Origin of the sequence: uncultured Turicibacter sp. (assembly GCF_938044715.1) — a bacterium.
GTDB lineage: Bacteria > Bacillota_I > Bacilli_A > MOL361 > Turicibacteraceae > Turicibacter > Turicibacter sanguinis.
On sequence record NZ_CALIOS010000122.1, the window covers coordinates 26,959 to 48,965 of the forward strand.

The 22,007-nt window shown below is 33.9% G+C and carries 20 protein-coding genes and 7 tRNA genes; 4 read left to right on the forward strand and 23 right to left on the reverse strand.

Translation table 11 applies throughout. The annotated features are described in order from the left end of the window. Positions 1-45 precede the first annotated feature (45 nt). Positions 46-942 (reverse strand): EAL domain-containing protein, encoded by an 897-nt coding sequence (locus QWC74_RS11790; protein WP_157753417.1) that lies wholly within the window; start codon positions 940-942, stop codon positions 46-48. 263 nt (positions 943-1,205) lie between these two features. Here QWC74_RS11790 and QWC74_RS11795 point away from each other — a divergent pair, with 263 nt between their 5' ends. Then, a complete protein-coding gene (locus QWC74_RS11795) occupies positions 1,206-2,108 on the forward strand; it encodes an IS3 family transposase (RefSeq protein ID WP_006783723.1) in 903 nt (300 codons plus the stop codon). Between the two features lie 517 nt (positions 2,109-2,625). Next, positions 2,626-3,870, forward strand: a complete 1,245-nt coding sequence (locus QWC74_RS11800) for a hypothetical protein (RefSeq protein WP_288994099.1) — start codon at positions 2,626-2,628, stop codon at positions 3,868-3,870. 115 nt (positions 3,871-3,985) lie between these two features. Here QWC74_RS11800 and alr read toward each other — a convergent pair whose 3' ends face one another. From alr to tmk, 8 genes are all read right to left on the reverse strand, one after another. Further along, positions 3,986-5,119: an alanine racemase gene (alr, locus tag QWC74_RS11805; RefSeq protein WP_006783721.1), complete on the reverse strand. Its 1,134-nt coding sequence runs from the start codon at positions 5,117-5,119 to the stop codon at positions 3,986-3,988. Between the two features lie 35 nt (positions 5,120-5,154). After that, on the reverse strand, positions 5,155-6,009 hold the full coding sequence (rsmI, locus tag QWC74_RS11810; RefSeq protein ID WP_202795338.1) for a 16S rRNA (cytidine(1402)-2'-O)-methyltransferase: 855 nt from the start codon (positions 6,007-6,009) through the stop codon (positions 5,155-5,157). 325 nt (positions 6,010-6,334) lie between these two features. Next, the gene (locus QWC74_RS11815; protein ID WP_006783719.1) at positions 6,335-6,892 is read right to left on the reverse strand and encodes a zinc dependent phospholipase C family protein; all 558 of its coding nucleotides are present in this window, start codon (positions 6,890-6,892) and stop codon (positions 6,335-6,337) included. A 65-nt stretch (positions 6,893-6,957) separates the two neighbouring features. After that, a complete protein-coding gene (gene cls / locus QWC74_RS11820) occupies positions 6,958-8,478 on the reverse strand; it encodes a cardiolipin synthase (RefSeq protein WP_006783718.1) in 1,521 nt (506 codons plus the stop codon). A 164-nt stretch (positions 8,479-8,642) separates the two neighbouring features. Continuing rightward, positions 8,643-9,407 carry a tRNA1(Val) (adenine(37)-N6)-methyltransferase gene (locus QWC74_RS11825; RefSeq protein ID WP_006783717.1) on the reverse strand — a complete coding sequence of 255 codons (765 nt, stop codon included), beginning with the start codon at positions 9,405-9,407 and terminating at the stop codon, positions 8,643-8,645. A 554-nt stretch (positions 9,408-9,961) separates the two neighbouring features. Further along, a complete protein-coding gene (locus QWC74_RS11830; protein WP_006783716.1) occupies positions 9,962-10,822 on the reverse strand; it encodes a stage 0 sporulation family protein in 861 nt (286 codons plus the stop codon). Next, a complete protein-coding gene (gene holB / locus QWC74_RS11835) occupies positions 10,812-11,804 on the reverse strand; it encodes a DNA polymerase III subunit delta' (RefSeq protein WP_006783715.1) in 993 nt (330 codons plus the stop codon). The genes QWC74_RS11830 and holB overlap by 11 nt, the downstream gene beginning before the upstream one ends. A 29-nt stretch (positions 11,805-11,833) precedes the next feature. Further along, positions 11,834-12,463: a dTMP kinase gene (gene tmk, locus QWC74_RS11840; RefSeq protein ID WP_353888927.1), complete on the reverse strand. Its 630-nt coding sequence runs from the start codon at positions 12,461-12,463 to the stop codon at positions 11,834-11,836. Positions 12,464-12,592: 129 nt separating this feature from the next. Between tmk and QWC74_RS11845 the strand changes: the two genes are divergently transcribed. Further along, entirely contained in the window at positions 12,593-13,624 is a 1,032-nt protein-coding gene (locus tag QWC74_RS11845; protein WP_237701253.1) for a metal ABC transporter solute-binding protein, Zn/Mn family, read from the forward strand. Between the two features lie 48 nt (positions 13,625-13,672). Here QWC74_RS11845 and QWC74_RS11850 read toward each other — a convergent pair whose 3' ends face one another. The 6 genes from QWC74_RS11850 to QWC74_RS11875 all read right to left on the reverse strand — a co-directional run bounded on the left by QWC74_RS11850 (position 13,673) and on the right by QWC74_RS11875 (position 17,803). Then, positions 13,673-14,008 (reverse strand): hypothetical protein, encoded by a 336-nt coding sequence (locus QWC74_RS11850; protein ID WP_006783712.1) that lies wholly within the window; start codon positions 14,006-14,008, stop codon positions 13,673-13,675. A 159-nt stretch (positions 14,009-14,167) separates the two neighbouring features. Further along, positions 14,168-14,944, reverse strand: coding sequence for a tRNA pseudouridine(38-40) synthase TruA (gene truA / locus QWC74_RS11855; protein WP_006783711.1), 777 nt, complete (start codon positions 14,942-14,944; stop codon positions 14,168-14,170). Between the two features lie 12 nt (positions 14,945-14,956). Further along, a complete protein-coding gene (locus QWC74_RS11860) occupies positions 14,957-15,745 on the reverse strand; it encodes an energy-coupling factor transporter transmembrane protein EcfT (protein WP_006783710.1) in 789 nt (262 codons plus the stop codon). Positions 15,746-15,748: 3 nt separating this feature from the next. Beyond that, positions 15,749-16,609, reverse strand: coding sequence for an energy-coupling factor ABC transporter ATP-binding protein (locus QWC74_RS11865; protein ID WP_006783709.1), 861 nt, complete (start codon positions 16,607-16,609; stop codon positions 15,749-15,751). Next, complete coding sequence (locus QWC74_RS11870) at positions 16,585-17,418, reverse strand: energy-coupling factor transporter ATPase (RefSeq protein WP_006783708.1); 834 nt, start codon at positions 17,416-17,418, stop codon at positions 16,585-16,587. The genes QWC74_RS11865 and QWC74_RS11870 overlap by 25 nt, the downstream gene beginning before the upstream one ends. Before the next feature lie 19 nt (positions 17,419-17,437). Further along, a complete protein-coding gene (locus QWC74_RS11875; protein ID WP_006783707.1) occupies positions 17,438-17,803 on the reverse strand; it encodes a NusG domain II-containing protein in 366 nt (121 codons plus the stop codon). Between the two features lie 234 nt (positions 17,804-18,037). On the opposite strand from QWC74_RS11875, the gene QWC74_RS11880 reads away from it, so the two are divergent. After that, on the forward strand, positions 18,038-19,759 hold the full coding sequence (locus QWC74_RS11880) for an ABC transporter ATP-binding protein (protein ID WP_006783706.1): 1,722 nt from the start codon (positions 18,038-18,040) through the stop codon (positions 19,757-19,759). A 32-nt stretch (positions 19,760-19,791) separates the two neighbouring features. On the opposite strand, the gene ahpC is transcribed toward QWC74_RS11880, so the two are convergent. From ahpC to QWC74_RS11920, 8 genes are all read right to left on the reverse strand, one after another. Beyond that, positions 19,792-20,355: an alkyl hydroperoxide reductase subunit C gene (ahpC, locus tag QWC74_RS11885; RefSeq protein ID WP_006783705.1), complete on the reverse strand. Its 564-nt coding sequence runs from the start codon at positions 20,353-20,355 to the stop codon at positions 19,792-19,794. Between the two features lie 883 nt (positions 20,356-21,238). Further along, a tRNA-Leu gene (locus tag QWC74_RS11890) sits at positions 21,239-21,322 on the reverse strand. 9 nt (positions 21,323-21,331) lie between these two features. Then, positions 21,332-21,407 (reverse strand) — tRNA-Lys (locus QWC74_RS11895). 6 nt (positions 21,408-21,413) lie between these two features. Further along, positions 21,414-21,488, reverse strand: a tRNA-Gln gene (locus tag QWC74_RS11900). 9 nt (positions 21,489-21,497) lie between these two features. Further along, positions 21,498-21,582 (reverse strand) — tRNA-Tyr (locus QWC74_RS11905). A 3-nt stretch (positions 21,583-21,585) separates the two neighbouring features. Further along, positions 21,586-21,661, reverse strand: a tRNA-Thr gene (locus tag QWC74_RS11910). A gap of 18 nt (positions 21,662-21,679) precedes the next feature. Further along, a tRNA-Val gene (locus QWC74_RS11915) sits at positions 21,680-21,755 on the reverse strand. A 27-nt stretch (positions 21,756-21,782) separates the two neighbouring features. After that, a tRNA-Glu gene (locus QWC74_RS11920) sits at positions 21,783-21,859 on the reverse strand. Positions 21,860-22,007 lie beyond the last annotated feature (148 nt).

Here is a 22,007-nt window from a genome sequence, read left to right on the forward strand (position 1 = left end):
CGGTTAATTGTACTCTAATCAATCCTAATTACTGATTGATATAAATTAACTTTGATTAGTTAAATAATTGATAAAGCTTTCTTTTTTTAACGGTTTTGAATAGTAATATCCTTGTATGTAATCCACTCCTAATTTTTTAACATACTGTGCATCACTAATACTTTCAATTCCTTCAGCCACTGTTTGAATGCCCATTTCTTTACACATATTAATAATTCCAAATAAAATCTTTTCATTCTTCGAAGTAAACTCAAAATTCTCTTGAAAAAATTCCTTTGGAATTTTGAGTTCTGAAACATTTAATTCTAATAAACGATAATAGGAAGAATACCCACTACCAAAATCATCTAAAGAAATCCGAATTCCTTTTTGAATCAAATTATTCAAATTTAAGGCAACATTTTTATAATCACTAATATTTTCATCCTCTAAAATCTCTACTGTTAAATATGTTGGTCTAATTCCCGCTTCTTCTAAAATATTCTCAATAGCATTAGAGAAATTAACTTGGTTTAAAGTGCTGATTGAAACATTAACCGAGAAATTATCAATATAACCCAATAAATCTTTAATTTCCTTGCAAGATTTTTTAATGATAAATAAATCAAATTCGTACTGATTGCCCATTTGTTTAATAATCTTTAAAAAGTCGATAGGACTTATTACACCATAATCTTGATGTTGCCAGCGAGTTAAAACTTCAACTGAATGAACTTTTTCAGTTTTCACATCTAGCTTAGGTTGATAGACCAAAAAAAATGATTTATATTGTGATGATAATAATTCCTCTCTTAGTTGTTGAATCCCACAAACTATCTGATTAAAATAACATTCATTTGTTTTATAGCAATAGTTCTTATGATTATAACAATAATTTTCATTCTCAACTAAAGAATTACATGAAATCCCCATCTCTTCTAGATTATTACAAAAGGTACACATCATATACTTCACGCTGTTAAAACAAAATAAATCCAGGAAAATTTTCAATTCACTCTCTTCTAATATAAAGCCTCGCAATACTAGTTCATGTGTAAAATAATTTCTCAATTTTTTTTTAATCTCTAAAACAATTAATTCCCCTAAATTTATCTTATACACAGGATGAATATCATTTAAATATACTCCTTGGTGCTAGTATAGTCATATGGACACATTTAAGTTAAGTCGTTACAATAGACTTAATAATTAAAGGATGTGTCGATATGAAAAAATATAATTCTGAATTTAAATCAATGATTGTTGAACTTTATAAAACTGGGCGTTCAGTTAAAGATCTAAGTCGTGAATATGGTGTTTCAGAAGTAACAATTTACAAATGGATTAAACAGATTTCTCCAATTGCTTCAATAGATGATACAGAGATTACCCTAGAGGACATTAAACGTATTAAGGAAATTTATTTTGAAAGTAAGCGTCGATATGGTGCTATTAAGATACACCGTCAGTTGATTAAAGAAGGATTATCTGTTAGCTTAAAGCGTGTCCAACGATTAATGAAATCAGCAGGCTTAGCTTCTATTATTCAAAAGAAATATACCCCTTATAAGCAATCTAAAGAACTTGTTTTAGAACGTGAAAACATTCTAGAACAGGATTTTTCGACCAACTCAATTAACCAAAAATGGGTATCGGATATTACTTATATTCACGTTCAAGAAGAAGGTTGGTGCTACCTAGCATCAGTCATGGATTTACATTCTAAAAAAATTATTGGTTATCACTTTTCTAAACAAATGACAACGGATATTATCGTCAAAGCTTTAAAGAATGCTTATTTTTCTCAAAAACCTAAAGGTGAGATTATTCTCCATACTGATTTAGGATCGCAGTATACCAGCCAAGAGTTTAAAGACTTAACTTTAGACTTTAACATCATCCAATCTTTTAGTCGTAAAGGATGTCCTTACGATAATGCTTGTATCGAATCTTTCCATGCCACTCTAAAGAAAGAAGAAGTGTATCAAACAACATATGTTACATTTGAACAGGCTAGAATCGCTTTGTTTCAATATATAGAGGGCTGGTACAATCGAAAACGAATGCATGGATCGATTAATTATTTAACACCTGAAGAATGTGAGCAACTTGCTCGACAAGTGGCTTAAAAACTTAACTTTTTTGTGTCCAAAATATTGACTTAGATCCACCTTTAAAGCAAATCATACATAATGATTTATTTTTATCATCAGAGAAATCTAGGAACCTATAGTCATAATCTATCTTTATGGAATTCATGTTAACCTCCAATAATATCAATTTTAGAGTTTACTTTGTTAGCACAAATATTTTTATACAATTAACCTCTAAAAATTTTACATGTTTTTTCATTTTACGACAATATATCACTCTTTTCGAGAATAATTGTGATAGGTTGTCGTCCTCAAAAATACGTGTCATAATTAAGATATCTTTCTAAAAATTAAAAAAAGCCTATTAAGTAAACTTAATAGTTTTCTTTCTAATCACATAACACAAAAAAACTAGTCTCTCCCTTGACTAGTTTTTTAAATTCCCTATATCTTCTATCTAAAGTAAAATAGATATTTTTATTCTTTAACATTTATTATCAACATAGTAGCAAATAATATTATAAATTAGATTGTTTAAGGAGAAAAATAATTCATGCAGCCTTTTGTTTACGTAAAAATTTCGACTAAATTAAAACATATCCGTAACCATTTTTTTATCAAACAGTATAATTTTTCTAAATATGGAATACATCAACATTATATTAGCATGATTGAGTCTGAAAAACGCTCACCCTCTCGAGAAATGATATCGTCTATCTATGATGCCATCTTCAAAATAACTAACGGGGAAATCATAAATCTCTATACAAAAGAACAATTTTCAATGACCTTAGAGGAACAAGCAATAAATTGGCTAAATACGAACTTTGAAAGTATCAATAAATTAATTTCTAATTATCAATACTGTATTAACGAACTCGAAAAATATAATCTTCACAGTCAAATTTATGGTATCTACGACAAACTTGCAACTCATTATTCCAAAATATCTGATCATAAAAAAGCACATCAATTCTACTTGAATTGTATCGAAACTGCTATTCGAAGTAATATTTCACCCCTTCAAACTTATATAAAAATTGGTGAAATTATGAAATATCAATCAGAATATAAACAAGCAGTTATCTATTTTCTTTTAGCGTTAAAATATACAAGTGAGAATGATTCAGAAACCTATTATACATTACAAATTATGCTTGCGGAAATGTACTATAAATCAGGGGATTTGAATAATTGCATTCCATATATTGATAACATTTTAAATTCCTGTAAAAATCCACAACCGTTAGCTGGAGCTAAAATACTAGAGGGTCTTATCTTTTACGAATTTAAAGAACACCAAAAATCTATTCATTGTTTCCAATCTGTTATCTCAGAATTAAATTATGAACCTTATTTTGGGTATGCCTATTTTGGTATTGGATTGCATTTAATGAGTCAAAAGGAATACCAAGAATCAATATCCGTTTTAAAAAAAGCACGCCATTATGCGACAGATACTGCTGAAGAAATTGCACATTTACTATTAATTAGCATAAATTATTATCATTTACAGGATTATAAAATAGCAATAAAATATTGCCATGAAGCAAGAGACTTTAATTCAGATAAGGTCGAGTATTCCATGGTAAAAGATTGGTATAAGCATACTTTAAATTTATTTTTTAAGTTGAATGAAGAAGATAAGATAATTTATTTATTAGATCACGCCAATAAATTTCAACCAAAAGAATTACTACAAGAGCTAAAACTTCAATATCTTGAGCATTTAACTGTACATTATAAAAAAACTCCAAATATATTCCATCAAAAAGTGGAAGAATTGTTAAGATATTAATCAAATATCATCTCCACCCTCAGTAATAAATATCTTCTTAGGCTCTTCAGTTCAGGCATCTCTTCATTAACGATAAAAAAAAGCTAATCATAGATTAGCTTTTTTATTTATCTAATTATTCATGATCAAATCTCATTTTTCGAACCGTAATAATTTTTCGATCCTGTTTATAAACACGGGGAACACGGTCGCTTAACATACATAAAATTTCATAACTAATGGTTCCAATTTCATCTGCTACACGTTCAACTGGCATTCCATCTCCGATTAAGGTTACCATTGTTCCCATCTCAACTTCGTGTGGAAGGCGAATCATGAGCTGATCCATGCAAACACGTCCGATGATTTCACATTCCTTCCCTTCAACAATAACATTTCGGCCTTGATGAGCACGAATCCAGCCATCGGCATAGCCGATTGGAACAACTCCAATCCACTCGTCATTCTCCGCTGTATAAGTTGCCCCATATCCAACTTTGTCTCCCTTGTTGATACGTTTAACCTGAGTAATTTTAGAATATAGCTTTAGGGCTGGTTTTAAATCAAATTCAAGTGGAATAAACGTCGCATCTGGATTAATACCATAAAGACCAAGTCCTAAACGAATGGCGTGATCAAATTCAAATTCTCGTTGTAATAACGTCGCTGTATTTTCAATATGAACATATTTAATAGAACTTAAATCTAAATCTTCGATTAAAGATTCAAAGGTTTTAATCTGATATTCTAAATAATCCGCATCACAATCCGCTGTCGCCATATGAGTAAAGACTCCCTCAAGCTCAACATTTGGTGCTGCTTTTAATAATTCAAATGTTTCTTTTACTTTTTCTTTTGTTGTTAATCCTAATCGATGCATTCCACTATCGATTTTCAAATGGACTTTTACAGGCGTTTCTAATGGTAACTCAACTAACTTTGAAATCCAACACTCATCGTGAGCTGTTAGGGCAATATTATACTGCGCTGCAATACTAACATCTTTTAAGCGAGTCATTCCTAAAACTAAAATAGGCGCTTCAATCCCAGCTTTTCGAAGACCTAATGCTTCATCAAGTCCACTAACCGCTAAATTCGTAACCCCCGCTAAAAGTGCAACCCTAGAAACCTCAACATCGCCATGACCATAGCCATTTGCTTTAACAACCGCAAAAATCTTTTTATTTGGATGCAACTTTTTAATTTGTTGTACGTTATAAACAATTGCATCTAAATCAACCTCTGCCCATGTGTCACGATAAAATGACATACATCTCACCTCTTAGCTTGTTTTCAACCTACTCATTAATTAACATGATACGCACGATAAACTTCGTTTTTCGCCAAACCACGTTCCTTCGCTACACGCTTAATACTCTCATTTGTACTGAACCCTTCAGAAACATAATGTTCAACATGATCAACAACTTCAAGTTCCTGCCACCATAACGTTTCTTCCTTCGTTTCAGTTGATCCTTCAACAATCACAACCATCTCACCGCGTAAATCATCGACAATATTCAAACATTCTTCAACCGTTCCGCGAACAAACTCTTCATACTGCTTTGTTAACTCACGTGCAATCACAATACGACGATTTCCTAAAACCTCTTGCATCGCTTGTAACGTCTCCTTAATACGATGAGGTGACTCATAATAAATCGTTGTAAAGGGTTGATACTTTAACTCTTCTAACTCTTTTTTCTTCTTCGACTTCACACGATTTAAAAATCCATAAAATAAAAATGGCTGTGGAACTAATCCTGATGCAATCAATGCACTTAACGCCGCATTTGCACCTGGAACTGGAATCACCGCAAACCCAGCTTTAATCGCCTCTGCCACAATCTCATAACCCGGATCTGAAATGCAAGGTAATCCTGCATCACTTACAAGCGCAACATTTTTACCCTCACTTAATAGCTCTATGATATAGTCACCTTTTGTTCCCTTATTATGTTCATGATAACTCGTTAACGGTGTCTCAATCTCATAAACATGGCACAATTTCTTTGTATGACGCGTATCCTCAGCTGCAATCATATCCACTGATTTCAAAACCTCAATTCCACGAGGCGTCATATCCCCTAAATTACCGATTGGTGTTGCCACCAAATATAAAGAAGCAAGGTCTTGTTTAAAACTTTTTTGAATCTGCATAATCTTCACTCCATCTATATCACACGCCATGTGCTCTACTAAATTTATTCTATGTGGAAATAGAGAATTTTTTGCTTTTTTAATTCAGTTATTATTTTTAAGAATAGGCTCCTGAACTATTGGGGATAGAAGCTCCTATCATCCCGTAAAAAAATTCTTTCAATTCATTGATATCTCTCTATAACCAATATCTCTTTTTAATTATCTAAGGAAAAAGTGCTAAACACATTAATTAGATTATCTCTATAAAAAATTCATCTCACTAAACACTTAGAGACTTATCTATTATAGCAGATTTTTCCCTTAGATATTAACGCGTTTAACACTAATTACCTCGATATTTATGATTTAAAATATATAACAACACCGACATCGATAACGTCATCATATTCTCAAAATCTTTTTCTACACTAATCACCGCAGGCTCTTGATTTAACTCAAATGTCAGATTCGCTACATAATCATAAATCTCCTGCTGATTTTGAAATGGAATAATGGCCATTTTACTGAAATCTTTTAACTGGCGTGATGCATACAAATGTAACTTTCCTTCATATTGAATATGCTGTCTAATTGAATGTGATGCGTGCAAATAATCATTCGCATGATAAATACACGTATAGTCACAGAAAAAGTGAATTAAAATACCTAACTTTTCTGAAAACTCTTCTATCTCATAATCTTTTTCAATCATAATATCAAGCCACTTAAAAATAACCGTCACATTATCCCGATAATAATGACTAAACTGACGATACTTTTTCTTTAAATCAGGTTTAACATTACCAAATACAAATTTTCGTCGACATACACATTTTTGTAACTCTTTTGGAAGTTCCTGATATAAAAATTCTCCAACTAGTCGATGAGTATTCGCAATCATACGACCATCTCCACTCTTTTTACTAATATTATTCTCTTAATTATAAAGAGTTATGTCGAATTTTGCTACATAATAGACGAAAATAATTGAGCTAATGATTCCAGAGCGCGCTTAAAAGCAGATCGTTTTATCCACTGTGAATAAATAACCTCTGTGCTTCTAGACAAATCAATATTAAAATCATTCAGTATACTCTGAATCGATTCCGTATGATAAAGCATTACGTTTACTTCAAAATTCAAATAAAAACTTCTGATATCCATATTCGTTGTTCCAACAGAGGCTACTTCCTCATCTACTACAATGACCTTAGAATGACAAAAAACACCATCATAAGTAAAAATTCGAACTCCAACTTCAAGCAATGGTTCAAAATACGATTGCGTCGCATAGTATACAAACTTTCGATCTGCACGACCTGGGACAATAATGCGAACATCAATTCCTGCCAAAGCTGCATTTTTTAGTGCCGTTATGACATCAAAATCAGGAATCAAATACGGGGTAATAATATAAACACTTTTTTCAGCTCCCATAATCATCCTAAAAAAAGCTTGTTTAATCGCAGCAAGTGTTGACTGAGGTCCTGAGTCAATAACTTGAACTCCTCCATCTTCAACCTCTGTCACCTTTTTATAATAAAGATCATTCGTTAGACGTTCACCCGTTGCAAAAAACCAATCACCCGAAAATAAAACAGCAAAATCACGAACCGCCTCTCCCTCTACCAAAATAGATGTATCCCGCCAAAATCCAAATTTCTTAGAACGATGAATATACTCATCTCCAACATTAATTCCACCTGTAATCGCAAGTCGACCATCCACTACAACAATTTTTCGATGATTTCTATGGTTAACCTTATTCGTTAAAAATGGAACTAAAACTGGGTCAAATTCAGCCACAACAATTCCCGCTTCTCTCATCTCCCTTAAAACAGAGTGCTTCATCTTTCGAGAGGTTCCAAGAGGATCAAATAATAATTTAACGTCAACCCCTGCCTGTGCTCGTTCTTTTAACGCATTAATAACTTCCATCCCAATATCATCACTATTAAAAATGTAATACTCAATAAAAATAAATTCCTGCGCATTTTTAATTGCATCAATTAAAACAGGGAATTTTTGATCTCCATTTGTTAAAATTCGCGTCTTCGTTCTAAATGAAACATCACTTCGACATGTCATTGTATTTAAACGAACGAGCATCTGTGACAATTTACTCATTTCCGTCTTAATATCCGACGTCTCATAATCACTCGATGGGACAACATAGTCTGGGCCTAATTCCTTCAATCTACGACGATACCGAAATGTCTCACGAAAATTATGTCCAAGCATTAAATACAAAATAATCCCGATAACCGGAAACAAGGCGATAATAAATAACCATGGCAACTTATTTTTAGAATCCGAATAAATAAAAATAACGAGCCACGTTAAGACTGAAGCCACCGATAGAATCATATAAACTAGTCCCCAAGTTGCTGCTACTACACTATCAAACTGTATCGAATAATAAAATCCAGCCAAATAAACAATCATTGTTAAGACAATTAATCCAATCATAACAAGCGACTTCTTCAACTTCAATCACCTACATTACCCATGATAACCATAGTTTATCCATTTTTTATGTAAAAATACAAAAAAGCTATCCTGTGGATAGCTTTTAATGGTTTAAAATGAATTTCCAACCAAAGGAAAGCAACGATCTTACTCAACAGAGTAAGCCGTCTAACCTAAGGACTCTATTCCTTTTTTCCTAACATAAATAAATCTAAAATTTCTTGGCTATAATTTAAACTTGTTTCATTCTCATAAACAAACAACGGTTGATCAATACGTAGATTTCCAGGATTACCACCCTTGATTCCTTCAATTAATAACACATTTGCCTCACGATTAATACGTGGATAAACTAATCGCATACGCTTAGGCTCAATCTTATACTTTCTAAACGTTTCAATAATATCGACTAAACGATCTGGGCGATGAACCATTGCAAAACGTCCACCATGCTTTAATAATAATGAAGCTTCCTTCACCACATCATCAAGTGTCGCTAAAACCTCATGACGTGCAATGGTTAAATAATCATTCTTATTCAAATTACTATCTGGATTTACCTTAAAATAAGGAGGATTACAAGTGACCACATCATGAGCATACTTTCCAAGCTGCTCATGAATTCCTTTTAAATCACCCTTCACAATCGTAATACGATCCTCAAGACCATTCACCGCCACATTACGAGTCGCCAAATCATAAGACATATCCTGAATCTCAACACCTGTAATATGTGCCTTAGAACGAAGCGATAAAAATAACGGAACCGGCGCATTACCCGTACATAAATCCACAATCGACTTTACACCCTTATTAATCGTCGGATAATCACCAAGCAACGTTGAATCAAGTGAAAAATTAAACATCTCTGGATTTTGAATAATCTTCAATCCATCATAACCTAATAAATCATTTAAAACCTCGTTCTCCTTTAAAAATTTCTGCATGAAATTCACCACCTACAAACTTAAACTCGCTAAATGCCACCTAACATGAACACCAAGCGAGTCCTAAAAATTACATCATAAGATTATAAAAAAACAATATCCAAATATTATCCACAATTTATAAAAATTAACGCCAAACTAAAAATCTCTATTTACCGCATCAGGAAACAATCTACCAATTGAGAATTAGATGATCTTCACCAATCTCTAGGGAACTTTTACGCTTACTAGCTGAATATAACGAAGCTTAGTAAAAAGTTATCCTTTAGAGTTACGCGAGATTAACCGTCCGGTTCAGCTTTTTAGTCCAATCTAGCTTTACCGAACAATCTCACTATAAAGTTCCCCTCACTCTTCATCATCAAAAAGCGATGATTCGGGTGATGGTTCACTTTTACGCGAGATTAACCGTCCGGTTCAGCTTTTTCTTTAGTCCAGTCGAGTTTCGTCAAGCAATGACCTTCAAAAATCGGACACACCGACCATTTCTCTTTGAGAAACTAAGTCGCTGGTACTTGCATTTTTGAGGATCATTAACCGCTTGACTCAACATCCTAGTCCATCAGTTCTTTTAGTTCTGGGTCGAATGGGATTTCTTCTTTTTTGACTTTTCGATCTAGAATTTTGATGATTTCAGATGCTTCGTGTTTACGTGTTGTATCTTTGTAATCAACGAGTAATGTTTCTGAAATCATGTTGATTGAACGAACGCGTCCTTCTCCGAATTCGGTTAACACACGATTTCCAACGTCAGGTAATCGTTGCATTAATTCAACATATGTTTCATTTTCATATTTTAAACAGCATAATAATTTACCACAAATCCCTGAAATCTTAGATGGATTTAATGATAACTGCTGATTCTTTGCCATCTTGATCGTTACCGTTGCAAACTCCCCAAGGAATGAGGTACAACATAACACACGCCCACAAGGTCCAAGACCACCAATCATCTTGGCAGCATCACGAACCCCAATTTGGCGTAACTCAATGCGTAAACGGAACGTATAAGCTAAATCCTTAACTAACTGTCTAAAGTCAACTCGTCCCTCAGCTGTAAAATAGAAAATTAACTTCGTACGATCAAACGTATACTCACAACCTAAAAGTTGCATATCTAATTTATTCTTAATAATTAACTGCTCACAACTAGCTAAAGCCTCAACTTCATCAGCCTTATTTTTACGATGCTTTTCAATATCCTCGTCCGTTGCAATTCGCATAACAGGTTTTAACGGTAAAAAAACATCCTCTTCATTCACAAACTTAGGACCGATCACAACCGTACCAAACTCCATTCCACGAATCGTCTCAACTAAAACATAATCACCTTTCTTTAACTCAAAACCGTTTGGATCAAAGAAATATTTTTTTCCAACTTGCTTAAACTGTACCCCTACTACTTCATATTGCATCAATAAATCCTCCCTTCATTTCTAAAAATAGTTGATCAAAACAAAGCAACACATTTGCGTTAGCCATCAAATGCTTTTCTGCATCCATCAAGGCTCGTAGCTTCTTCAAACAAATTGCAAGCGAATTAGCTTCTTCACTACTCGAAAGTGGCGCCGTATACATACGATAACGCAAATCCTTTGTCTTACCCACCTTTAATTTCAAGACATCCTCATAATAAATCATATAAAGCTTCAAAAATAAAAACTGAGCATCCTTCTCTTTAACTAAATCTTGATGCCTAGCTAGCACAATTGAGGGATCAAAATTCGTCTTTACGAAACAATCCTCAATTTTCAAAACAAGCTCAATCAACGAATTAAAATGCGCTGACTCTGCTAACTCGATACCTTCATCTATATTTTGAGTCAAAGCCGAAATAATCGGAGCATGTTGCGACACTCCCGCTTCAACATATTGCTGTATTAAAGATTCATTCGATAAAGACTTAAATGAAAGAATGACAGACCGTGAACGAATCGTCGGAAGCAACTTCTGCTTGTTCTGCGTCAACATAATCGCATAAGTATTCGCCTTCGGCTCCTCTAAAAACTTAAGCAAACTATTTGCCGCACTCACAGACATCTTATCAGCATCCTCAATAATATAAACCTTTGCACAATCCTCCGCTGCCATCTTTGAAAACTCCGACTGAAGCTCTTGAATCTGCTCTTTCTTAATACTATTTCCATCCGGTCGAATCATATAAACATTCACATGCCCATCAGACTCAATCATCTGACAATGACGGCACGTACCACAAATCCTATCATCCGACTCGCATAATAACATTTTAGCAAAATTCTTCGCAACAAACAACTTTCCAACACCTTTAGGTCCCTCTAAAATGTACGCATGCACCAGTCTATTTTTTTGATAACTATTGATTAAAAAGCGCACCACCTCTTGCTGGCGATCCTTAATTGTCTCCCAACCTTTCACATCCATCACCACCTTTCATCAATCCTTTATTATTTACCTAACTTCTCTAAAATTAACTGACAAATTTCATTTGTCACCGCTTGGATTGATTGCGTTGCATCAACCGTTACAATACGTTCACTAAACAAATTAGCTTGAATTTTATACCCTTCATACACTAACTGATGAAACTCAAGCCCTTCTAAATCCAAACGATTAACCTCACGACCACTATTAGCAGCAATACGCGCTAGTCCATCCTCTGGCTTAATATCAAAAAAAATCGTCATATCGGGCATAAACCCTTCAATCGCAAACTGATTAATCTCGCGTACTTCATCCATCCCAATTCCACGAGCATAACCTTGATATACAATCGAACTATCTACAAAGCGATCACATAACACAATCTTTCCTGCATCCATAGCCGGTTTAACCTTTTCAACTAAATGTTGACGACGCGCAGCAGCGTAAAGTAAAGCCTCAGTACGACTATCCATCTCTGTATTCTCACGATCTAAAATAACCTCACGAATTTGTTCCGCAATTTTAATCCCACCAGGTTCACGTGTATACAGAGTCTCAATCCCAAGCTCTGATAACTTTTGGATTAATTCATTTGCAATAGTTGTCTTTCCGGCCCCTTCTCCGCCTTCTAATGTAATAAAGAATCCGCTCATCATCATAACTCCTTTAGCTAAATAAATTTCAAATCCCATTATCTCATAAATAAAAACTTTTTGATAGATGGAATTATTCCCCGTTTAACGTAAAAAATAAAAACATCAGACACCAAAGGAGTTATCATGATGAAAAAAAACATACTACTATTTCTCACCTGTTTCCTACTTGTTTCCTGTGGCAATCAAAAACCAAGTACAGAAAACCACACCCAAAAACAACTCAACATCCTAACAACCGTCTACCCACTTACCTACTTCACCGAAAAAATAGGCGGACAATACGTCAACGTCAACTCAATCTTAACCCCTGAAAGTGATATCCACAACTACCAGCTAAACGACAACGTTACCAACCAAATCCTATCCTCACAACTATTCCTCTATATCGATGACACACTTGAACCATATATCGGGGACATTTCATTACAATTCCAAGAAAAGAACTTAAATTACATTGAAATCATCAGCCTCATAAAACAACAAACAGCTCCTGAAATTGGGGAAGCCCAAACCCTCATCAGTGGCACTCTCTCAACAACAGAATCACCCGCTCGAAAAGATGACAATCTAAACACCATTATTTCAGACTATCACCTTCCAGACAGTCGTAGCCAAACCAATGACATCACCATCATGTACGAAAGTCCTTATAATCATCTATGGCTACATCCTAGCTACGCCATCATGATGTGTGAAATCATCCGTGACGAACTTATCAAACTACTTCCAGAGTACAAACCAACCTTTGACAAGAACTTCGAAGAACTAAAAGAAAAACTTCTCGACCTCAACAACGCCTTTCTATCCCTGAGCACTGCTCCGAATCATTACTTCCTCGTTACACATGCTGCCTACTCAACATGGGCTGGATATGGACTCATTCAAATTCCAATCACCGATATGTATGAAAGCCCACTCCCACAACAAGAATTAGAAACTGTACAACGACTCGTATCAGACCTAAACCTCTCCTACCTATACTTTGAAGAAAACATAACAAACTATAAAGCCAAACAACTCCAAAGCGAACTCCACCTAAAAACTGCTACGCTCTACAATCTTGCAACACTCACCTACGACCAAATAAACAACGGAGACGACTACTTCTCTCTCATGTACCAAAACATCAAAAATCTAGAACTCGAACTCTACGAATAAAAAAAGAAGTAGGACCCAACATCCTACTTCTTTTCTAATATCTAAAAATTATCCATTGATTTTAACATCAGTAATTTGATTAAATACAACACGCTTTAAAGTTGAATCCGTGATAACTAATAATTGCTCATAATGCTCATCATAATGAGAAATCGTTCCTGATACAACAAAGCTATCACCATTTTCATCCGTTACCGTTAATTCAACTGGTAACTTCTCATCAAACGCACGTCTTAATCCTTTATATCCTAATGTTTCTTTAGTTGCAATAACCTGTGTATATTTTGAAAGGTCATCAAGATTTAAAGCGTCATTAGGTTGAATCATGCTTTGCGTCGACTGCTCCTGTCGACTAAATAATTTATTTATGAATTTTAGTGCCATATTTGCCTCCTGTATAATTCAACAAATAACTCGTTGCTTCCCTTATATCACCCTATCTATTTAAATTATAACATAAACTGTTTGATAAACAAACATTCTCATTATAATTAACCTTTCATTTTTTTCCTCACCTAGGTTATGAACACCTTATTTTTACAATTATTTTTCATTATCTACATAATCCGTCAAAGGTTTCAACATCTCTTCTGGATAATCAACTCGTTGCAGATACAACCCTTGCGGCTTAGCAGTATGACCTGCCAATTTTCGATTTTTGGCCTCGATAATTGTCTTAATATCTTCGGGTTTTTTCTTACCTTCTCCGATTTGAATCAACGTACCGACCATAATACGAATCATATAACGTAAAAATCCATTCCCAACGAAAATAAACGTTAACTCGCCATCCTCATCAATGAGATCTGCCTGGTAAATCGTTCTCACCTTATCAATATCATCTAAATTACCACAGAATGACGTAAAATTATGAGTCCCAAGCAAATACGTCATTGCCTCTCTCATCTTTTCCACATCAAGTGAAAAGCGGTGATAATAAACATAATTACGCTTCATTGGATTATACTCATTTAAAGACAATCGATAACGATACTCCTTAACCTTTCCATGATAACGAGAATGAAACTCAGGATGAACCTCCTGACTATCAATAATATAAATATCTTCAGGTAAGATCGAATTCAATGCCCGAACATATCGACTACCATCCATATTCACCACACTATCAAAATGGAAAACTTGACCGTATGCATGCACACCCGTATCCGTGCGTCCCGAACTATGAATCGTAACCGGTTGCTTACTAATCTTCTCTAAAGCTGCCTCAATTTCACCCTGTACCGTTCTTTGACCCGGTTGACGTTGATACCCATTAAACAAAGTACCATCATAAGCAACCGTACATTTAATTCTTTTCATAATGACCCACCTTTAGAACACAATTGCACCAACAAAAATAACTAAACAAACAACAATTAATCCCGTATCTGCCACATGCCAGCACAAACGATTAATACTCGTCTTAGGACGTCCTGGAACATAACCACGAACCTCCATCGCATTCGCCAACTCATCCGCGCGTTTAAACGACAAAATAAACAATGGCACCAATAAAGAAATCAACTGCATGACCTTATCCTTGAACTTACCTTCCTTAATATCTACACCACGAGAAGCCTGCGCCTTTAAAATCTTCTGCGTCTCCTCGAATAATGTTGGAATAAATCGAAGCGCAATCGAAATCATCAACGCCAACTCCGATACCGGCAACCCCACCTTCTTAAATGGCTTGAATAAAGACTCAAGCGCCAACGTCAAATCAGATGGTTTAGTCGTAAGTGTCAACAAAGTAGAAATAAGCACAACAATAATAAGTCGGATACTCATAAAGAAACCAAGATTAAGCCCTTCATCATAAATGCCGATAGGCCCCAGACTAAAAAGTAAATTTCCTTGCTTATTAAATAGAACCTGTAAGAAAAACGTCAAAATCACAAAGAACCAAATTGGCTTCAGACTTCTAAAAAAATAATCCAAAGGGATCTTCGTCAACTTCATCGCAATTAACTCAACCACAACTAAAAGTCCAATAAAAAACCATTGCTCAATTAAAAAACTTGAAATCACAAATAAAGATGTTGCAATAATCTTTGAACGAGGATCCAGTCGGTGCCAAAATGACTGACCCGGTAAATACTGTCCGATAATAATTCCGTTCACAAACTAGCCCCTCTCTACTAAATCTTCAATTTTTAAAACAAACTCCTCTGTTGTTAGAGGTAAATCCTCAACAGATAATCCGAGCTTTGAAGCAAAATTATAATAATTCTGCGCCGCTAACGGTAAAGTAATCCCGCACTCTCCAAGTAACTCAACCTCTTTAAACACCTCTTTTGGTGACCCTTGTAACTTCATCTCACCACGATGCATCACAATAACATGCTCTGCATACTCACATACCAGATTCATATCATGAGTAACTAACACAATAGTCTTACCATACTTCTGATGCAAATCATTAAAAATCTGCATCATCTCATGTTGTCCTTGAGGGTCAAGTCCAGCAGTGGGCTCATCAAGGACCAAAATATCAGGATTCATCGCTAAAATTCCAGCTATCGCAACACGGCGCATCTGTCCTCCACTCAAATGAAAAGGAGACTGCTCCAAAATACTATCGTCCAACCCAACAATCTTAGCAACCTCTTTCGCCCTTTGACGAGCTTCCTCTTCAGAAACTCCATAGTTCATTGGACCGAACATAATATCTTTTTCAACAGTTTCTTCAAATAACTGATACTCAGGAAACTGAAATACTAAGCCAACATGCTGACGAATCGCTTTTAAATTTTTGTTTTTCTCATCCGATTTAATCGTTTGTTTTCCGACAGTAATCACACCACTTGATGGTTTTAACAAACCATTCATATGTTGGATAAGCGTTGATTTTCCAGAACCAGTATGTCCAATGATTGAGACAAACTTATTATCTTGAATATCAATATTAATATCATAAATTGCTCGCTGTTCCATTGGCGTATTTAAATTATAAACATGACTTACTTTTTCAAACTTAATGCCCATAACTTATTCATCAACTCCTCATCGCTCGTACAAATATCCTCAATAATACCTTTATCTTTCAAATCATAAGAAGCTTTAACAGCAAAAGGAACATCTAATTGTACAGATTCTAATAACTCTTTCTTTGCAAACACTTCTTTTGGTCTTCCCTCTAAAATAATTTCTCCATCATTCATCACAACAATACGGTCACTAAACACAGCTTCATCTAAATGATGCGTAATCATAATGATCGTCTTATTATGATCTTCAGCCAATTCACGAACTAAACTCATCATATTTTGACGACCTTGTGGATCAAGCATTGCAGTTGCTTCGTCTAAAATAATAACATTAGCTCCAAGAGCTAAAACACCCGCAATTGCAACACGTTGTTTTTCTCCTCCACTTAAGCGATGCGGTTCACGGTCTAAAAAGTTTTTCATTCCAACTTTTTCAGCATATTCATTCACAAGGCGATGCATTTCATCATATTCAACACATTTATTCTCTAATCCAAATGCAATATCATCACGTACAGTACTTCCTACGAATTGATTGTCTGGATTTTGAAAAACAATCCCTATTTTTTGACGAATATCATAAACTGATTCTTCATCTAACAATTGATTATCCACATAGATTTCACCCTCATTAGCTTTAACTAACCCAACGAGTAATTTCGATAAAGTCGACTTTCCAGAACCATTATGACCAAGAATTGTTACAAATTCACCTTTATTAATTAATAAATTATAATTTTTTAATACAGTTTGATTCTCTTCATAACCAAATGTTACATTACTTAATTTAATCATTGCATTTTCCAAAATATCTCGCCACCTTATCCTAGATTGCTACTCCGTCAATTCCACTATCTACATTTCCTACTATTTCAATAACTAGATAATGTGGTGCACAAATAATACTTTGTCCTGTTTTACTTAAAGTTCCAAATAAAATACATTCATGATCTGGACAATCAGCTTCTTCAATATGAACACCTTCAGCATTAACAATTATCTTATTATAACCTAGCTCTGTTTCAATTTCATAAATATGTTCCTTACCATCAATAGGAACTCGTGCATATTCTGATCCTTTTAAAGAAATAACCACTTCTTGATCTACCTGGGGCTGTAAACTAAACATAGCGAATAGTCCACCACTAATAATTAAAACAGCAATTATAATATATACATCTAACCTTTTCATCCACTTACCCTCCAAGTCATTAATATCTGTAAAAAAATACTTATTCACATAACATTATAACAATTTTATTATTTACTTGTCATTCTAAAGAAGAGGAAAATATGTGTATTACTCTTTCAAAATAACCAGTTATAAATATATTGATATATAACAAATGTATAACTAAAAGGAATAATTTGTAAATGTTGTTTTTTTTTGATAAACTAGAACAATCACATATAAGGGAGTGAAAAAATGTTTAAAAAATTTATTTCTTACTATAGGAATCATTTAGGATTATTTATTCTAGATATGATAGCCGCGCTACTTATGGCAGGTATCGACTTAGTTTATCCTTATTTTACAGGGATATTTATGGATGATTATATTCCAAATGGAAAAATTCAATCTATGGTTATAGTAAGTCTTACTTTATTAATATTATTTATTATTCGTTTAATATGTTCACACATCGTCAACTATTGGGGGCATATTATGGGATGTAAAATGGAATTTGATATGAGACAAGATTTATTCAAAAAATTTCAATCCTTGAATTTCAGTTATTATGATGAAAATAAAACCGGTGTTATTATATCCCGATTAGTAGGAGATTTAAGAGATATTACAGAGTTAGCACATCATGGACCAGAAGATATCTTTATATCTCTGATCATGATTATAGGAAGTTTTATTATATTATTTAATATTAATGCTGTATTTACCTTATCGATATTTCCTATCATCATTTTAATTATCATCTTCTCAATGTGGAGACGGAATGCAATGATGCAAGGATTTAGAGCTACACGAAAAACACAAGGAGAAATCAATGCACAAATTGAAAGTAGTATTGGGGGAATCCGTTTAACAAAATCATTTGCAAATGAAGATTACGAGTACAATAAATTTACTGAAAATAATTTAAACTATGCTAACTCATGGAAAAATGCACTATTCCAAATGTCAATCTTCTCAAGCGGAAATACCTTTTTAATAGATATTTTGAATCTCATATTATTAATTATTGGAGGAATCCTCGTTTATAATAATACATTAACATTTGGAGATTTTACTGCGTTTCTCCTATACATAAATTTCTTAATTAAACCAATTCAACGCTTAATTAATTTTATGCAACAATTCCAAACAGGATGGGCAGGATTTGAAAGATTCTACGAAATTATTCAATTAGAACCCAAAATTAAGTCAAAAGAAAATGCTATTTATTTAAATAATCCGAAGGGAAATATTATTTTTAACCATGTAAACTTTAAATATGAAGCAAATGAAGAACATGTGTTAACAGATTTTAATATTAATATTGAATCTGGTAAAAAAATAGCTTTAGTTGGAGAATCAGGTGTTGGGAAATCAACTATCTCTCTACTAATTCCAAGATTTTATGATGTAACATCTGGAGAAATATTAATAGATGATATTAATATAAAAGATTATGAATTAAGCTCTTTAAGAAAAAATATTGGACACGTTCAGCAAGAAGTATATATTTTCTATGGCAATATCCGTGATAATATTTTATATGGAAATCCACAGGCAACAGAGGAAGAAATAATTATAGCTGCCAAAAAAGCTCGTATTCATGACTTTATCATGTCACTAGAAAATGGATATGATACTATTGTTGGAGAACGTGGAGTAAAGCTTTCTGGCGGGCAAAAACAAAGGATCGCAATTGCACGAGTATTTCTTAAAAATCCTGCAATACTCATTTTAGATGAAGCGACATCAGCATTAGACAATATCACAGAGATGTTAATTCAAGAGGCATTGGAAGATTTAACAAAAGGTCGAACAAGCATTATAATAGCCCATCGTTTAAGCACTATAAAAGAAGCAGATGAAATCTTAGTCCTTTCAAAAAATGGAATCTCAGAAAGAGGAACACATGAAGAGCTATTAAATAAACAAGGATATTATGCTGAACTCTATAATACCCAATTCAAAAATTTATAAAAAAAGAGAGCGAATGCTCTCTTTTTTATCTATTAAAGTTTTCCTACTAAGTCTAAGCTTGGAGTTAAAGTTTCAGCTCCTGGTTGCCATTTAGCTGGACATACTTGATCTCCGTGCTCAGCAACGAATTGAGCTGCTTGTACTTTACGTACTAATTCTTCAGCATTACGTCCAATTCCTAAATCATGAATTTCATAAGCTTTAATTTGACCTTCTGGGTTAACGATGAATGTTCCACGTAAAGCTAAACCTTCTTCTTCAATCATAACACCAAATCCACGAGCTAAAGTTCCAGTTGGATCTGCTAACATTGGATATTTGATTTTTGCAATTGTTTCAGAAGCATCAGCCCATGCTTTATGAACGAAGTGAGTATCTGTAGATACAGAATATACTTCACATCCCATTTCTTGGAATTTAGAATAGTTATCTGCTAAATCTCCTAATTCAGTTGGACAAACGAAAGTGAAATCTGCTGGATAGAAGAAGAATACAGACCATTGTCCTTTAATTGTTTCGTTAGTTACTTCTTTGAATTCACCATTGTGATAAGCTTGAACTTTAAAATCTACTACTTGAGTATTGATTAATGACATTGTAATCCCTCCAAATTCATTATAGTAATAATTACTGATATTGTTATTATATATTAAGCAATTTAAAAAGTCAAATATAATGATTAAAATAATAATAATTTTTTAAAATCATATTTATATATCAGCCCAAGATATTAGGGGTTATCGTATCTGTATTAAGTTTCAGGATAATTTTATTTATTCCTGATTTTCAGTAATAAGAAATTTAGTTGATATAAAAAAGACATCATAACGATGTCTTTTCCTAATAACCTTATTATTCAAACTACTAGAAATAATAAACATAAAATATTTATCTAGAATCCATTGCTCATTCTCTCCACCACAATGTGTTTTCCATATATTAACATAGTTAGATTAACTCTCCTATCCTATTACAATGTTATTGATTAAAACCATATTGAAAGAATAAATTTTGATATTTTATTCATATTGTAATAGAAAATTTTTAAATATTAAAAATAAAGATTATTTAAAAGAGTTTAAATTAAATAGGCTCACTAGCTTTATATTTAAAGAAAGTATATCTTATCAATCCATATTCGTCTTAAAAGTCTCTCTTGTTGAAAAGAACTATTACATTTTTTATAAAATATAATATGGTATTACTTTGAAAACTCAAAAAAAATACCAGAGTCAAAATTATGCACCATCATAAAGTCTATCCTACACTCAACAGTTAATCCATTTATAGCTTTTATGAGTCTCAGGATTTCACTTAAAGTCATTCACTGTAAATAGATTATACTTTAACCGACAGCACTATTTAAAAAAGAATAAAAAAAGACTAGTTCTTAATAAAACTAGTCTTTTTTTATATGCTATAGTATTTAATTTTCTAAACAAAAAAAATGATAACCAATTATCATTTTAATCATTAATATGGTGCGGGTGACAGGAGTTGAACCTGCACACCAAAGGTACTAGAGCCTAAATCTAGCGCGTCTGCCAATTCCGCCACACCCGCATCTATAAATGGTGTCCTGCAGAGGACTCGAACCTCTGACCCTCTGATTAAAAGTCAGATGCTCTACCAACTGAGCTAGCAGGACTTTTAATGGCTGGGCTAGCTGGATTCGAACCAGCGCATGACGGAGTCAAAGTCCGTTGCCTTACCGCTTGGCTATAGCCCATTTTCAAAGTGGTGGTGGGGGACGGATTCGAACCGCCGAACTCGGAGAGAGCGGATTTACAGTCCGCCGCGTTTAGCCACTTCGCTACCCCACCAGATGGTGCCGAAAGCAGGACTTGAACCCGCAACCTACTGATTACAAGTCAGTTGCTCTACCAATTGAGCTATTTCGGCATCTTTTTTATTTAATTATGGTGGAGGATGACGGGCTCGAACCGCCGACCCTCTGCTTGTAAGGCAGATGCTCTCCCAGCTGAGCTAATCCTCCATGCAGATATTTCTATCTAATTTTAAATGGTGACCCGTACGGGATTCGAACCCGTGTATGCATGCGTGAAAGGCATGTGTGTTAAACCGCTTCACCAACGGGCCATTCCGTTAACAACTTACTCATATATAATATCACGCCTGTCGAATCCTGTCAACAATTTTTATTAGTTTTTTTGCCGAATAACTAACAAATATATTATGACCTACTTTAATTTAAATATACTCAAATATTTACTTAAAAATAAAAACC